The organism is Flavisolibacter ginsengisoli DSM 18119, from assembly GCF_900129295.1.
Lineage (GTDB): Bacteria > Bacteroidota > Bacteroidia > Chitinophagales > Chitinophagaceae > Flavisolibacter > Flavisolibacter ginsengisoli.
Map to the genome: position 1 here is coordinate 351,789 of NZ_FQUU01000001.1, position 14,160 is coordinate 365,948.

The window sequence follows — 14,160 nt, forward strand, 5'->3', positions numbered from 1 at the left end:
GGCATAGTACTATATGATATTTATTTTTATACTGACCATCATCTGTCCTTATTATAACCAAAATCATAGATTACGGGTGTGTCTCCTACTACCTTTACACCCTATATGGAATACTATAAACAATCATTGGCACTTCATAAGCGCCTGGAAGGTAAAATTGAAACAGCCATTAAAATTGATATAGAAACCAAAGAAGATCTTTCACTTTTATACTCGCCGGGTGTAGCCCAGCCCTGCATCGAGATTTCCAAAGACCCTTCCACTGTATATGATTATACGCTTAAAGGGAATACCATAGCTATTGTATCCGATGGCTCTGCCATCCTGGGCATAGGTAACCTTGGTGCCCTTGCAGCCATTCCGGTAATGGAAGGCAAGGCTATGCTATTCAAGAAATTTGGCGGTGTTAATGCTTTCCCTATTTGCCTGGATACGCAGGACACGGAAGAGATCATTGAAACCATCAGGAGAATAGCCCCTGTATTCGGTGGCATCAACCTGGAAGACATTTCTTCCCCACGTTGCTTTGAAATAGAAGAGCGCCTGCAAGACCTGGGCATACCAGTTTTTCATGATGACCAGCATGGAACAGCTATCGTAGTACTTGCTGGACTTATTAATGCCTGTAAAGTGGTAGGTAAGAATATATCAGACCTGAAAGTGGTGATCAATGGAGCAGGAGCCGCAGGAATTGCCATTACAAAGATGCTCAAGTGCATTGGCTATGATGACACTATTGAATGCACACCTGTAAAAGATGTCATTGTTTGTGATACTAAAGGTATTATCCATAGTGGAAGAAAGGACCTCAATAAAGTAAAGATTGGCCTGCTTGATTATACCAATACGAATGATATTTCCGGGACGCTGAAAGATGCTTTGAAAGATGCAGATGTATTTATTGGTGTGAGTGGACCAGGTATGCTGCATGAAAGTGAAGTGCATACAATGGCCCCGGATCCGATCATATTTGCCTGCGCTAACCCTACTCCTGAAATAACCCCTGAGGAAGCTTTCAAAGGTGGTGCTGCTATATTCGGTACTGGCCGAAGCGACCTGCCCAACCAGGTAAATAATGTGTTGGCCTTTCCTGGTTTGTTCCGTGGCGCGCTGAATGCAAAAGCAACCTGCATTACCCCGGGCATGAAACTGGCCGCAGCCTATGCTATTGCTGCCTGTGTGGAATTCCCAACAAAAGACAAGATCATTCCGTGCATTCTCGATCTGACTGTAGCTGATAAAGTGGCAGTTGCGGTCAGTGACGCATGGAAAGAATACCAGGAAGCCTTGCTTGTTGGATGAACATTTTACTAAATAAATAATTCTGCCTAATCAGACAGGAGCTAAGCTTGTTGCTCTATTGATTTACGTGCATAGGTTAAAGCTGCAACGGGAGATTCAAATAATTTAATATTCCCGTCTTCATCTTTGATAAACTCACCCCTATCCGATTCAACTTCAGGTTCATTGCTGAAAAAGCTCACAGTGAAATATTCTGTAGGTATGATTTGGGGGTTGGAACGTTCCACTTTATAAGGATCTACTTTTAACCAAACGTCCCTATCCCTGATGGTTTGTTTTTCTATCATAACTGTTTTAATAAAAAGTACAAAGTTGAGGCCATGTACATTCTTTCTTTAAAGTAATCAGATCTACATCTTGGTCAAAAGGAATGCAGCCAGGAAGCCCAGCACCGTAATAATCCCAACAAAATCATGTCCTTCTTCAAATGCTTCAGGCATCATAGTATTGGATAACATGGTAAGGATAGCTCCTGCGGCTACAGCTACAGTTGCTGATATCACCTCAGTAGAAAACATTCGGAATACAGAAAAGCCTACCAGGGAAGCTATCCCGGAAATAACAGCTATAGCTGACCAAACTGTGAAAATGTATTTAGCTGACCTGCCAGCCTTTTTCATACCCGCAGAACTTGACATTCCTTCAGGCAAATTGGAAAGGAAAATAGCAATAACAGCAGCCGTGCTAACTGCACCCCCAGCTATCATGCTTACCCCTATGGCAATTGATTCAGGAATTCCATCAATCAGTGCGCCTATTGCTATGGCCAGGCCACTCCCCGGATGTGACGATTCATCAGCTTGTTGTTCTCCAGACCTTTTCCGGTGCCGGGCTCCTTTTTTATTTACAAGGTAATTAGCCAGGGAATAGATCAATGCCCCTGAAACAAAACCAATGGCTGTAGCCGGAAATCCACTCCTTTGAAAGGCCTCATCCATCAGGTCAAAAGCAAGTGCTGATATCAACACACCGCTACCAAATGCCATAACAAAAGCGATGATCCTTTTTGGCAAATCTGCCATATAGCCTGTGGCGGCCCCAATCACCAATGCAGAACCAGAAAGAAATCCCCAGAGGCTGGCTTTTAGCCATAATGGTAAAAAAAGGAGCATAGTTTATGGATGGTGCAACAATACTAATGCCCCAGTTACAAGCTTTATAATGTAGTCTGAAAAAGACTGCTGGAAAATGAAGAAACCAGGCCTGATAGCCCGGCTTCTAAAAATAATGGTTAAGGGTGCGGAAATGCTTTTATTAATTTGACAATTCTACAATAGACTTATACAACTGGTCACGCGTAAAAGGCTTTTCGAGGAAAATATCAGCACCATTTTCAATGGCTACATCCTTTGCGGAAGAATCAAAGCCCGATATCATAATGATCTTTATATCAGGATAATTCTTTTTGATGGTAGTAATAAAATCTATTCCAAATCCATCAGGAAGCTTGTTATCCAGGATTACTACAGAAGGTTTTTCCTCCTTCAGATATGCTTCGGCTTTGGAAAGGTTTTGAACGTGGTCAAGCTCCATGTCTTTACCATTGAGTAAAATATTCAACAATAAGCACATGTCCCCTTCATCCTCGATAATAAGTACCTTCTTTTTTGCAATAGCAGTCTTTGACATGATGTGAGTATTTATAAATGATTTAAATGGTTTAATAGGCAGTATCGGGTGGCAAGCTATGTCTATTTCCAACCTAAATAAGCAGCCTTATCCGTATATAATAAAAAACCGTTCCAATTTTTTTGTGGAATTACACGCGCTTTCCTGGCTCCCGGGATCAAATAAATCTTACTTTAACCAATACAGGTTTTCCAATAAAACTGCTGGCACCTGCAAGTGGAGTCCTGTAAACAAATAATGTTCTTTGATTAACCAGGTAGTAGTATTTTGAGCCGGCAGGTAAAGGATCTTTGTATGGAAGTACAGTCACCCATGTATTGTTATCCTGCACAACAACTTCCATAGGAATATTTGGGTTTGCAAAAAGATTAAAACCAGGCAGGATTGTGACAAATACATCATTATCATCACAACGATCTTTACAGGTCCAGAAAAGGTTGAATGTAAAGCCCCCGCCTTGAACTACAGGTTGAAGCAATTCACATTGTATTGTGTCTGCCCCAGACAGTCCACCATTATCCGTTACAATTAATACGAAATGGTAAGTTCCTTTTTTTAAATTCGTAACCAGGGTATGTACATTATTGATGTCTTCTATATTGGCCAGTGCAGGCCCATCCAGCTGTTTCCATTCATAGGAAACGATCCTTCCATCCGGATCAAAAGAAGAACTACCATCAAGGTTCATGGTATCTGCAGGCAATGTAAAACTTTGGTCCTTTCCTGAGATGGCAACGGGTGGAATATTGCCTGTTGATGGCACAACACTTATCTGAAGAGTATCACTTCCCGTTGCACCTTTATTATCTGTTACTATTAATTGAACCTGGTAGGTACCTACAACCAGATTCCTGAATATAGTTTGTACGGAATGGGGATTATTAAAAAGGTACAGCGCAGGTCCTGAAATAACAGTCCATTCATATTCTAAAATCTTTCCATCAGGATCGAAGGAGGCAGAGCCATCTAATAAAATACTATCTAATGGCTTTTGAAGGACCTGGTCGGCACCTGCCTTTGCTATGGGAACCTGATTAATCCCATCTATGCAATTTTCACATGAGCGTTCTTTCTGGCAGGAAATCATCCAAAAACCAGTGATGCATAAGATTAAAAGGTGTAGCGCTTTCATTTTAATTGCCCACTATAGCAAGTTAGTATAAATACACCTAGTGAAAACCCAACCAATTTAGTGAACGCCACCACCTATTGTGATGAACGGCACGAAAGCCATCGTATTTCTTTCTACCTTTTATTTCTTGTTTACTTAAAATTGATAAGATGCTTAAAACTTATATCAAACTGGCTTTCAGAAGCCTGATAAAAAACAGGGTATTTTCCTTTATCAATATTTTCGGTCTTTCCCTTGGCCTCACCAGCTGTTTGCTCATATCTTTTTATGTACTCAGCGAGTTTAGCTATGACTCTTACCAAAAACTAGGCCCACGCCTTTTCCAACTTGACGCCGTATCAGCCAGGGATGGAAAAGAATATTCTACCGGCCATACACCCGCACCTATGTCGCAAGCGCTTCAGTTGGAATTTCCAGAAATAGAGTCTACTACAAGACTAATTGACGCCTTCCAGGATGATAAGACCTTATTACAATATCAATCAGGAAATGATATAAAGTCTCTTTATGAAACCAAAGTTTTTTTTGCCGACTCTAACTTCTTCAGATTATTCACCTACAAGTTTAAAGAAGGTAATTCCCTCACTGCTCTCAATGAACCCAATACGGTGGTGCTATCAGAGGATATTGCCAAAAAGCTTTTTGGTAACGAACCTGCTTTGAACAAAGTGATTCATATTAATAGCAATACAAATGGAGAATATGATTTTAAAATAACCGGTGTTTTCAAATCCATAGCAACACCTTCTCACATAGACGCTCGCCTTATAATGAGCATCAAAGGAGGCAGCATAAGTGAGTGGATCAATTCCATGGGCAATAACCTGGTGGACAACAATATGTTTTTTACTTATTTGCTATTAAAGCCTGGTATAGACCATAAACAACTGGAAAGTAAGTTGAAAAACTTCATGGAAAAACATGCAGGAACTGAACTCAGAAGTTCCGGGCGTTCTGTAAAACATTTCCTGGTGCCGGTAAAGGATATTCATTTATATGCAACAGAAGGTAATGTATCTGCCGGAGGCAACATTGCATACCTCTTTATCCTTATTTCCATTGCTATCGTTATATTATTAATAGCCTGTGTAAATTTCATGAATCTTTCCACCGCCCGTTCTTCCAAAAGAGCTATTGAAATAGGCGTTCGGAAAGTGCTGGGAGCTGAAAAAAACTCCTTGATATTACAATTTCTTTGGGAAGCTATTTTGCTTTCTTTTTTCGCATTCCTTGTCTCTCTTTGTTTCGCAGTATTATTATTACCCTTATTTGAAAAAGTTACAGGAAATGAATTTCAGTTCACAACATTTCAATCTATTTATTTACTCATTGGACTATTAATTATAACAATCCTGGTAGGATTACTGGCAGGCATCTACCCCGCTTTTTATTTATCAGCATTTAAACCCGTTAAAGTATTAAAAGGAAAATTCACTAATTCGCTTGGGGCGGTTTCATTTCGAAAAGTACTGGTAGTTTTTCAATTTATAATAGCTGTTACACTGATAGTCGCATCCATAACGATAGGCAATCAAATGAAATATTTACACACTAAGGACCTGGGTTTTGAAAAAGACCAGCAAGTTGTCATTCCTCTCCGCACATCAACTTCAAAAAATATTTATCCCGCCTTAAAAAACGAATTATCAATGAATTCATTTGTTTCCAGGGCAGGAGGATCACTATATTACCCAGGTATAAAAAATGTAACAGACTGGCTTTTGTATAAAAAAGGCAATTCACCTAATCAAACCAGGGACGTTTTTATTAATTGGGTTGATACAAGTTATTTGCAAACCATTGGCGTTCACCTTGTAGCTGGAAGGTTATTTTCCAGGGAGTTTCGGGCTGATACAGCCAACAGGATCATTTTGAATGAACAGGCAGCCGGGGATTTTGGGTTTACTTCAGCAGAAGAAGCAATTGGTAAGGAAATAGCAGCCATGCGCGGCAACAGGGAAGATATTTATACTATTGTAGGTATAGTTAAGGATTTTAATTTTGAGGGATTACATTCCCAGATAAAGCCCTATGGGTTTTTATTAAATCACGGAAATGACTACAACTACCTGGTAGCACATACAGCAACGGGTACTATCCAAACTGCTTTAAAAGCAATATCTGAAGCATGGTCAAGGTTAAATCCTAACGAGCCATTTGAGTATAGCTTTCTTGATGAGGATTTTCAGAAAAACTATATTTCAGATGAGCGCATGGCGGCAATCATCCGCTATTTCACTGTCATTGCCATATTTATCTCCTGTCTCGGATTGTTTGGATTGACAACATTCAGCGTTGAACAAAGAATAAAAGAGATAGGGATACGAAAAGTGTTAGGGGCAAGTACAATGGGTATTGTATCATTATTATCGAAGGACTTTTTAAAACTGGTTTCTATTGCTTTTCTTGTTGCCTCTCCTCTTGCCTGGTTTTTTATTCATAAATGGCTACAGGATTTTGCATACAAAGTCCCATTTACTATATGGATCATTATAGCGGCATGGGTTCTGGCGTTATTGATCGCTTTTTTAACCATAAGTATACAGGCAGTGAAAGTTGCCCTGACAAACCCTGTCCAAAATTTACGAACAGAATAAAGTGGATAATATCCGAAACCGTAGATGTTTTATAATCGATGATTTAATGGATAGTTGGAATTGAAGTAACTTTCTATGATAAATAAAATCATGACTAGCGCTTCATCTTATAAGATCATCTTGCTGCTGTTTATATTGTTTTTTAAAGGTCTGCCGTCAATCGCACAACAGACAGCACAACAATTCACGCAGCAGATCAGTTATTTATTAGCACTACCGGAAGGTTATGATAAGGATACAACTGCAAGGTGGCCGCTTGTCATCTTCCTTCATGGAAGCGGGGAAAGAGGCAATGACCTTGGAAAAGTAAAAAAGAATGGGCCACCTAAATTAGTTGACCAGGGTAAAAAATTTCCATTCATCCTGGTATCTCCTCAGGCAGGTGCTGAAGCAGCCTGGGACCCTGAAATGCTTTATCGGTTGGAGCAATACCTTAAAAAAGAATACAGGGTCAATAGCGATAAGGTTTACCTGACGGGTTTAAGCATGGGTGGATATGGTACCTGGGACCTCGCCATGAAACACCCTGAGGAATTTGCAGCCATTGCACCCATATGCGGCGGCGGCGATGCTGCATCTGCCTGGAAATTGCGCAATATACCTATATGGTGCTTTCATGGTGCAAAGGATAATGTAGTGCCCTTAGCAGCTAGTGAAAATATGGTCAAGGCTGCAAAGGAATATAACCCTGATGTAAAGTTTACTGTATATCCCAATGCAGATCATAACAGTTGGGATGCCAGTTACAATAATGATGCTCTATATACCTGGCTATTGTCAAATAAAAAATATGTTTATAAAGAGGTTTCTGTGAAACCTGCTATTCTAAGATCATATGCCGGGAAATATTTGGGCCCGGATAAGGACACTGTGTCCCTGGTTTTTGAAAAAGGAAAACTAATAGCAAGACCAGGTAAGGACACGGTACCTTTAAAACCGGCAGGTGATAATCTATTTTTTATAGACGCGAATAAGCCTATGGATATCCGCTTCCAGCGAAATAAATCAGGAATTGTATCCTTCTTATTCCTGGGCGATAGAAAGTTATTGTATCGAAAGTTCAAATAATAAATCAGGAAATACCTGCTACATTAGTACTATCTGATGGTATCAACACCAATTGTTCCAAAAGCTTTTTGATTGCTTCACCCGGATTACCACAAAACCCTGGATGAACTTTGGAAGTTTGTACAATGGTGCTTCGGGTTGCTGTAAGCCACCTGAAACGTGAAGCAAGATCCATTCTTGCAATAGGTCCACCCCCACTGTCTCCTTTTGATATTAATTCAAATGCGCGCAGATGATGTTCAATATCATTAATATCAAGTGAAGGATTGAGAGCTTTCAGCCTGTTTGAATCCAAAGCAAAAAGGGTTTGCAGAAATTTAGCGTCTCTTGAATAAAGTATGATACCTACATTCAAAAACTCTTCTCTCTCCACTCTTGGCACAACCCGGATAACGGCATACTCAAATAATTGCTTTTCTTGCATGTTGTGCTTCATTTAAAAATATGGCGGCATGAGCTAAACGGTTCATTAAGAACTCTTCGTAAACTTTTCGGTTTGCTTCAGGATCAGGAAGGGTTTCAAAAACCAACCATTCCGCAGGGATAAAGCTAACAATAGTCTTTATTTTTTCGGGTGTTAATTGTTCCAGGAAAATAGCATTGACCTCTTCCAGTGCTGAAGCCCATGGCAACAAAACATGATCCTTCACCTGGACAAAAGGCCTTTCTGACTGTTGTTTCCAGTTATCCCATGAATGGTGAAAATAGAAAGAAGCACCATGATCTATCAGCCACAACTCTTTTTTCCACATGAGCATATTTGTATTCCTTACGGTGCGGTCAACATTGGTAATAAGACAATCCAGCCAAACAATTTGCGATGCCAGTAATGGATCTGGCTTATTCACTCCCGGATCAAAGGTTATGGCGCCCGACAGGTAATGTAACCCAAGATTCAAACCTTCACTGAATTTAAGCAGATCCTGTATTTCTTCATCCGGCTCTGTTCTGCCAAATGCAGGATCTACATTTGCATATACTATTTCAGGCACCCGGAAGCCCAGAATCCGGGCTATTTCCCCACCAAGAAGTTCTGCAATTAATGCTTTGATCCCCTGACCTGCACCCCTGAACTTCAGTACATACAAAAAGCCATCATCAGCTTCTACAATTGCAGGCAGTGAGCCACCTTCCCGCAAAGGTGTTACATAACGTGTTACATCAACCGTCCTTATCAGTGCATTATTATTTACCATCTATGATATTATGTACCTGCAGAATCCAGGAAAAAGAAAATTAAATTATAAAAACAAACCTGATCTCCAACGAATGAAATTAGCACAACAGGAGAGTTTTACTCTAAAGATGAAGGCTGCAAACAGGTATGTACACCTGGAACCAATTGAAGTTCATGAAGTATTTTGTTAATCAGGAATAATTAAAACTTCATCCTGCGATGCCTTTATTAAAAGATACACTTTCAATCCAGGTTTTAACTTCCGAAATAGATTTATTCATTTTCCGGGATAATCTTTCCAATAGTTCTTTTTCACCTCCAGGCTTTAATTCCAGGTCTTCATCTGTCAATTCCATGTTCACTTCTTTGAGCATTTCTTTGACCTCAGGCCAGGGAGCTTCCAGTTTTAATTGATAACTATCCATGTTCATTGTTTTATGCATCCCAAAGGTACCTGTTCTGCTTAGCCGAAAAAAGAATAAATAGTACTGGTATTAATGATGAGCCGGTAATTCCGAACAAGGAATTCCCCAATTTCTCATATCACAAAGGTGCTGTTGCTGTTGCAATTTCAGTTCCTTTTATGTCCACTTCAGCACTTGTGGTTGTTGAAGTAAAGGCATTGATTAAGGCTTTCCAGAAAAATAGTACCATCAACAGCATTACAAGCGTATGTATGATTATAATATCAGGAGTACCCATTATGGTTATACCTGTTCCTATACCTTTATGCAAAAGGTAGTTGAGGAACATATGGTGGTAAAGCATTCCATAAATAAGAGGCAGCGCTAAAAAAGCGGCTATGATCCACCCCCGCAATTTATTGGAAAGATTACGGTACACCAGTACTACCGGCGGGATAGCCAATAATCCTACTATCAAAATAGCTGCTATTTTGGGAAATATACCCAGGCCTGTCAAATGTTGCAATACCACTTTCTCATCTCCCCCTCCCATAAAAGCTGTAAAAAGTCGTGCAAAAGGAAGGTTGGCAAATAGTATAGAAAAACCAAGCGCTTTTCTGGAAATATTTAAGCTCCTGCTAAACCACAGGCCCCCAAGCCACATCAGTATAAAAGAGTAGATCGGTCCTGCGAGGGTGGCCAGGAAACTCCAATCTGAATGGGCACAATTATCACAGGTTGACCATACACTAAAGTCGCGCTCACCGTAGCAACCACAAATGAAGTAGCCTGTTGTAATATGTGCCTGCTCATGAAGTTCACCAAGAAACATATTCAGGCCAAAAAATGCCAGTACATATTGCCAGCTGATCCTGAAAGACATAATTACCTTTTGATAAGTAAATTAAGGTCCTTAGGCCATGCCTGGTCCTGGCATTGACATTAACTGTACATTTTCTGTCATGAATTGAAAAACTGTCCTGGAGAATAGAAGAAATAAAATAATGCCTGATGATTAGTTGTGCCAGTTCACTGATTACTGAACGTGCTTTTGCCCAAGGTGTTTCATGGTCCTTAAATGAGAACCTATAGCATGACTTACTGTAGGGAATGAATGATAAGGAAGCTGGAACTGCTGGCAATGATCCTTTACGATCTTGCTCAGTGCCGGGTAATGAATATGGCTTACACGGGGAAATAAATGGTGTTCGATCTGGTAGTTCAATCCACCAACAGCCCATGAAATGAATTTATTCTGGGGAGCAAAGTTAGCTGTGGTCTTGATCTGGTGCACAGCCCATTCTGTTTCTATCATCTTGTCATCAATACCTACAGAATCAAATTCAGGGCCTTCCACTGCATGAGCCAACTGGAATACATAAGAGATGACCACACCGGTAACAATGCCCATGGTGAGGTATCCTATCAACCAGGCAAGTGGCCCAACACAAAGAATAGGTATCAATACATAAAAAACGAGGTATAATGCCTTACTTACCCAAAAAGTAATGTGCTCATTTACACTCATAGGCTGTAAGGGAGTATTATGTATCTTCCTGGTAAAATACTTTTCAAAATCCCTAACGCCAACCCACATAAATAAGGTCAGTGCATAAGCAACCGTTACATAAATATGTTGGTAACGGTGAAAAGGCTTCCATTCCTGGGCAGGGCTTTGGCGTAATAATTTGCTTTGTGCTATATCGTCATCTGCACCTGTAATATTGGTGTAGGTATGATGCAGTACATTATGTTTTTGTTTCCAGAAAAAAGCATTTCCCCCAATCGCATTCAAAGAAAGACCAAGTATATTGTTCAGCCATTTTTTACTGGAATAACTTCCATGGCATGCATCATGCATCACATTGAAGCCTATACTGGAAAGCGTTAATCCTAAAAGTGCACAAAGTACCAACGCTATTGCTGTTGGCATTGTAAAAACCATGAGACTTATATATAAACCTATTGCTGCGGGAATTAATATCAGTGATTTGGAGTAAAGACGCCAGTTGCCGGTTTTTTTGAGATCGTGTGTTTTAAAGTAATCTTCTACGGAGTGCTTAAGAGACTGAAAGAAAACATTGTTGGAATTGTTAAACGAGACTTTATTCATAGAGACAAGGCGTTGTTACTTAAAATATTGTATCTGAAGATACGTATTACTGCGCATATAGAATGTTAATGAAATGAACTTTATGTTGTTGATGGCAGGAAAAAGAACAATTATAACTTAACGCATATGCTAGCTGGTTAATTCCAATATATTTTTAAAGGCTAACACTTTTTTAAATCTTACAATAAAACGGCGGATGCTAACTTCACGTTGGCTACTCTTTTTATACAACTCATTGGTCTTCCCATAAGCAGATTCCTGCACTCTCTTAAGGTCATCTAATAATGGATTCTCCCTGGCATCATTACCATATTCCCTTGCTATTGACAAGGCTTCATAAAATAACAATTCCACCTTTAGAAAAGCGCTTTCCTTACTACCAATAAGGGTGACCTCTTTTCTTATTTCTTCCAATCTTCTTTTATGCTGATCCGTTAATATCAATGTCATAATAATAATTTTGCTGAACTGATGCCCTCATCTTTATCATTGGGAACTTCAACTACATTAAGTGTTTTACCTGCAAACTCCCGGCCATGCAAACTAATTATAGCTTGCTTTGCTTCAATATTCACAGGCATTTGTATCAATGCTTTTCCCCTGGAACGATTGTTCAACTTGTCCCGGACGATACTAATGGAACCAATCTCTCCATATGGTGTAAACAATCTTTGCAAGTCCGTTTCAATTAGATTAAGATTCAGATTACTTACCTGGATATTCATAATTTGGATTAAGAAATGTTGAGTGTAGCAGGGTAGTAATTTATGACCGAAAGAAAAACTGATCAAGTACTAGAGTGCAATGGCTCATGAACGGAATACCTTAAAGATAACTTAATTAATCCATACTAAGCATAGCTGGGCTGACTGCGTTATAAGACAGGAAATCAAACAACAATGTTCATGACTTATTCATGCCAATTGAACTCAGATATGCCATGTGAAACAATCGTATTAATTAAAATATATCAATGAAATTACAATGCATAATAAAGACGCCATACAATGGATCACTTCAATTAGCACCAGGTATCTGTATTTAATAACGTACCTTTACGCATTAATTGTTTGAGCGCTGGGCTTCAGTATTGGATCTCCATCATTTTCTGTTCTCTACTTCTTGGCACATTCTCAAATTTTATTTCACTCTTAATAAGAACTTTTTATGAATATATATATAACCCAATTAGATACCCAGTGGAAGGATTTGGACCTGAAAAATCTTTTTGCTCCCTATGGCGAAGTTGCTTCAGCAGAAATTTCAATTGACTCTTTCACTGAAAAGTCACGTGGCTTTGGTTACGTGGAAATGCCCAATGATGAGGAAGCTCAAAAAGCAATCAAAGCGCTTAATGAAACAGAAGTAAACGGTCAAAAGATCACAGTGCAGCAAGCAGAACCAAAAGATGTCAGGAAAGGATCCTACAAAGTAGGCAACGGTGCAGTGAATATGTATCGCTTCAGAAAGAATTAATAATCAGAAATTAAACTGACCTGACCTTGTATTAAAGGAAAAGATTCAGTGCAATATAGTTCATGGCCATTTTGTTCATATTACCAGGACATAATGGCCATTTTCATGTGCAGCCGAAAATCAATCCCTATTTTATACTAGGGGTATAGCCTGAAAAAATAAAGCCCTCAACAAATTGAGAGCTTTGAAAAAAGACGATCTGTAAAAAGTATTCCTATAATTATTTGATTATACTGCTTTCTTCACATTAACAGCATTCAGGCCCTTAGGTCCATTCTCTACTTCAAATGTGACCTTATCCTGTTCATAGATCGCTTCAGTCAATTGGTTTACGTGGATAAACACCCGCTCCCCTGTTTTTGAATCGTTAATGAATCCAAATCCTTTTGATTCGTTGAAAAAAGTAACCACACCTGTCCTGATGGGATCTTCTTCTTCTGCCTGGTACTTGGGTACACCTATCTGCATGTCTTCTATGTTGAAGACCTTCTTTTTCTTTGGATCCGGTGGTGTATTGGATATGTTGCCGTCTTCATCAATATAAGCCATCATATCATCCAAAGATTTTTTGCCTGCATTGGCTTTTCTCTCATCCATCTTTTCTTTCTTCTCCTGCCGCAGCTTTAAACGTTTTTTTTCCTTTTCTTTTTTACCAAATGTTTCCTTTGATTTAGCCATATAAGTTTTTTAAGTTAAAGATTGAGAGCTGCTCTTTTTCAGTTCCCATTATTTAATTAGTGAATGAATTGTGTGTTTTTTAATATACTAAATAAAAAGCCCCCATCCGGAGGCTTTTATATAAAAAATCTTACCACTTTTTTTTATAACCGCCCCCATTATCATTTCTGAAAGGGCTACCACCACCGCCACGCGCTGGTCTGTCTTCCCTTGGCTTGGCTTCCATAACCTTTATGGTTCTGCCTTCTACTTCACCATTATCCAACTCAGCAATAGCTGTTTTGGCAGCAGCGTCATCAGACATCTCCACAAATCCAAATCCTCTTGATTTGCCTGTGAACTTATCATTGATGACTTTGGCAGAAGTCACTTCCCCATACGGTGTGAAAAATCCTTTTAGGTCTTCATCCTGTATGTTGAAGCCTAAGTTTGAAACATAAATGTTCATACTTGATGTTTAATTATTAATAATGATCTGAGGAAGGCAACAAGTAAGGGACTAACTAAGATGCAGAGCAGAATAATTAACGATTACTAATGCGAGGCTCAAATTAACATGGTAAAGATAGCTTTTAATTCCCAGT

General features: G+C 39.3%; 17 protein-coding genes. 4 read left to right on the forward strand and 13 right to left on the reverse strand.

The window, feature by feature from the left end:
* Window positions 1–78: 78 nt before the first annotated feature.
* A complete protein-coding gene (locus BUA53_RS01440; RefSeq protein ID WP_245792987.1) occupies window positions 79–1,302 on the forward strand; it encodes an NAD(P)-dependent malic enzyme in 1,224 nt (407 codons plus the stop codon).
* 41 nt (window positions 1,303–1,343) lie between these two features.
* Here BUA53_RS01440 and BUA53_RS01445 read toward each other — a convergent pair whose 3' ends face one another.
* The 4 genes from BUA53_RS01445 to BUA53_RS01460 all read right to left on the reverse strand — a co-directional run bounded on the left by BUA53_RS01445 (window position 1,344) and on the right by BUA53_RS01460 (window position 4,063).
* Window positions 1,344–1,589, reverse strand: a complete 246-nt coding sequence (locus BUA53_RS01445) for a hypothetical protein (RefSeq protein WP_072833453.1) — start codon at window positions 1,587–1,589, stop codon at window positions 1,344–1,346.
* A gap of 63 nt (window positions 1,590–1,652) precedes the next feature.
* Entirely contained in the window at window positions 1,653–2,414 is a 762-nt protein-coding gene (locus BUA53_RS01450) for a ZIP family metal transporter (protein ID WP_072833454.1), read from the reverse strand.
* Window positions 2,415–2,556: 142 nt separating this feature from the next.
* Window positions 2,557–2,931 (reverse strand): response regulator, encoded by a 375-nt coding sequence (locus tag BUA53_RS01455; protein WP_072833455.1) that lies wholly within the window; start codon window positions 2,929–2,931, stop codon window positions 2,557–2,559.
* 157 nt (window positions 2,932–3,088) lie between these two features.
* On the reverse strand, window positions 3,089–4,063 hold the full coding sequence (locus BUA53_RS01460) for a PKD domain-containing protein (protein WP_072833456.1): 975 nt from the start codon (window positions 4,061–4,063) through the stop codon (window positions 3,089–3,091).
* A gap of 149 nt (window positions 4,064–4,212) precedes the next feature.
* Between BUA53_RS01460 and BUA53_RS01465 the strand changes: the two genes are divergently transcribed.
* Together BUA53_RS01465 and BUA53_RS01470 are read left to right on the forward strand one after the other, a co-directional pair.
* Complete coding sequence (locus BUA53_RS01465; protein WP_072833457.1) at window positions 4,213–6,660, forward strand: ABC transporter permease; 2,448 nt, start codon at window positions 4,213–4,215, stop codon at window positions 6,658–6,660.
* Window positions 6,661–6,750: 90 nt separating this feature from the next.
* Window positions 6,751–7,728 (forward strand): carboxylesterase family protein, encoded by a 978-nt coding sequence (locus tag BUA53_RS01470; RefSeq protein WP_072833458.1) that lies wholly within the window; start codon window positions 6,751–6,753, stop codon window positions 7,726–7,728.
* Window positions 7,729–7,732: 4 nt separating this feature from the next.
* Here the strand turns inward: BUA53_RS01470 and BUA53_RS01475 are convergent, their stop codons facing one another.
* The 7 genes from BUA53_RS01475 to BUA53_RS01505 form a co-directional block, all read right to left on the reverse strand.
* The gene (locus tag BUA53_RS01475) at window positions 7,733–8,152 is read right to left on the reverse strand and encodes a DUF3037 domain-containing protein (RefSeq protein WP_072833459.1); all 420 of its coding nucleotides are present in this window, start codon (window positions 8,150–8,152) and stop codon (window positions 7,733–7,735) included.
* Complete coding sequence (locus BUA53_RS01480) at window positions 8,130–8,924, reverse strand: HipA family kinase (RefSeq protein ID WP_072833460.1); 795 nt, start codon at window positions 8,922–8,924, stop codon at window positions 8,130–8,132. The genes BUA53_RS01475 and BUA53_RS01480 overlap by 23 nt, the downstream gene beginning before the upstream one ends.
* Window positions 8,925–9,114: 190 nt before the next feature.
* The gene (locus tag BUA53_RS01485; RefSeq protein ID WP_072833461.1) at window positions 9,115–9,330 is read right to left on the reverse strand and encodes a hypothetical protein; all 216 of its coding nucleotides are present in this window, start codon (window positions 9,328–9,330) and stop codon (window positions 9,115–9,117) included.
* Window positions 9,331–9,448: 118 nt separating this feature from the next.
* A complete protein-coding gene (locus BUA53_RS01490; RefSeq protein ID WP_072833462.1) occupies window positions 9,449–10,192 on the reverse strand; it encodes a hypothetical protein in 744 nt (247 codons plus the stop codon).
* A gap of 153 nt (window positions 10,193–10,345) precedes the next feature.
* A complete protein-coding gene (locus tag BUA53_RS01495) occupies window positions 10,346–11,422 on the reverse strand; it encodes a fatty acid desaturase family protein (protein WP_072833463.1) in 1,077 nt (358 codons plus the stop codon).
* A 129-nt stretch (window positions 11,423–11,551) separates the two neighbouring features.
* Entirely contained in the window at window positions 11,552–11,872 is a 321-nt protein-coding gene (locus tag BUA53_RS01500) for a hypothetical protein (RefSeq protein WP_072833464.1), read from the reverse strand.
* The gene (locus BUA53_RS01505; protein WP_072833465.1) at window positions 11,869–12,147 is read right to left on the reverse strand and encodes an RNA recognition motif domain-containing protein; all 279 of its coding nucleotides are present in this window, start codon (window positions 12,145–12,147) and stop codon (window positions 11,869–11,871) included. Before BUA53_RS01505 ends, BUA53_RS01500 begins: the two co-directional genes overlap by 4 nt.
* Window positions 12,148–12,589: 442 nt before the next feature.
* Between BUA53_RS01505 and BUA53_RS01510 the strand changes: the two genes are divergently transcribed.
* Entirely contained in the window at window positions 12,590–12,898 is a 309-nt protein-coding gene (locus BUA53_RS01510) for an RNA recognition motif domain-containing protein (protein WP_072833466.1), read from the forward strand.
* Window positions 12,899–13,126: 228 nt separating this feature from the next.
* On the opposite strand, the gene BUA53_RS01515 is transcribed toward BUA53_RS01510, so the two are convergent.
* Both BUA53_RS01515 and BUA53_RS01520 read right to left on the reverse strand, forming a co-directional pair.
* Window positions 13,127–13,576, reverse strand: coding sequence for a cold shock domain-containing protein (locus tag BUA53_RS01515; protein ID WP_072833467.1), 450 nt, complete (start codon window positions 13,574–13,576; stop codon window positions 13,127–13,129).
* A 130-nt stretch (window positions 13,577–13,706) separates the two neighbouring features.
* A complete protein-coding gene (locus BUA53_RS01520; RefSeq protein ID WP_072833468.1) occupies window positions 13,707–14,024 on the reverse strand; it encodes an RNA recognition motif domain-containing protein in 318 nt (105 codons plus the stop codon).
* Window positions 14,025–14,160 lie beyond the last annotated feature (136 nt).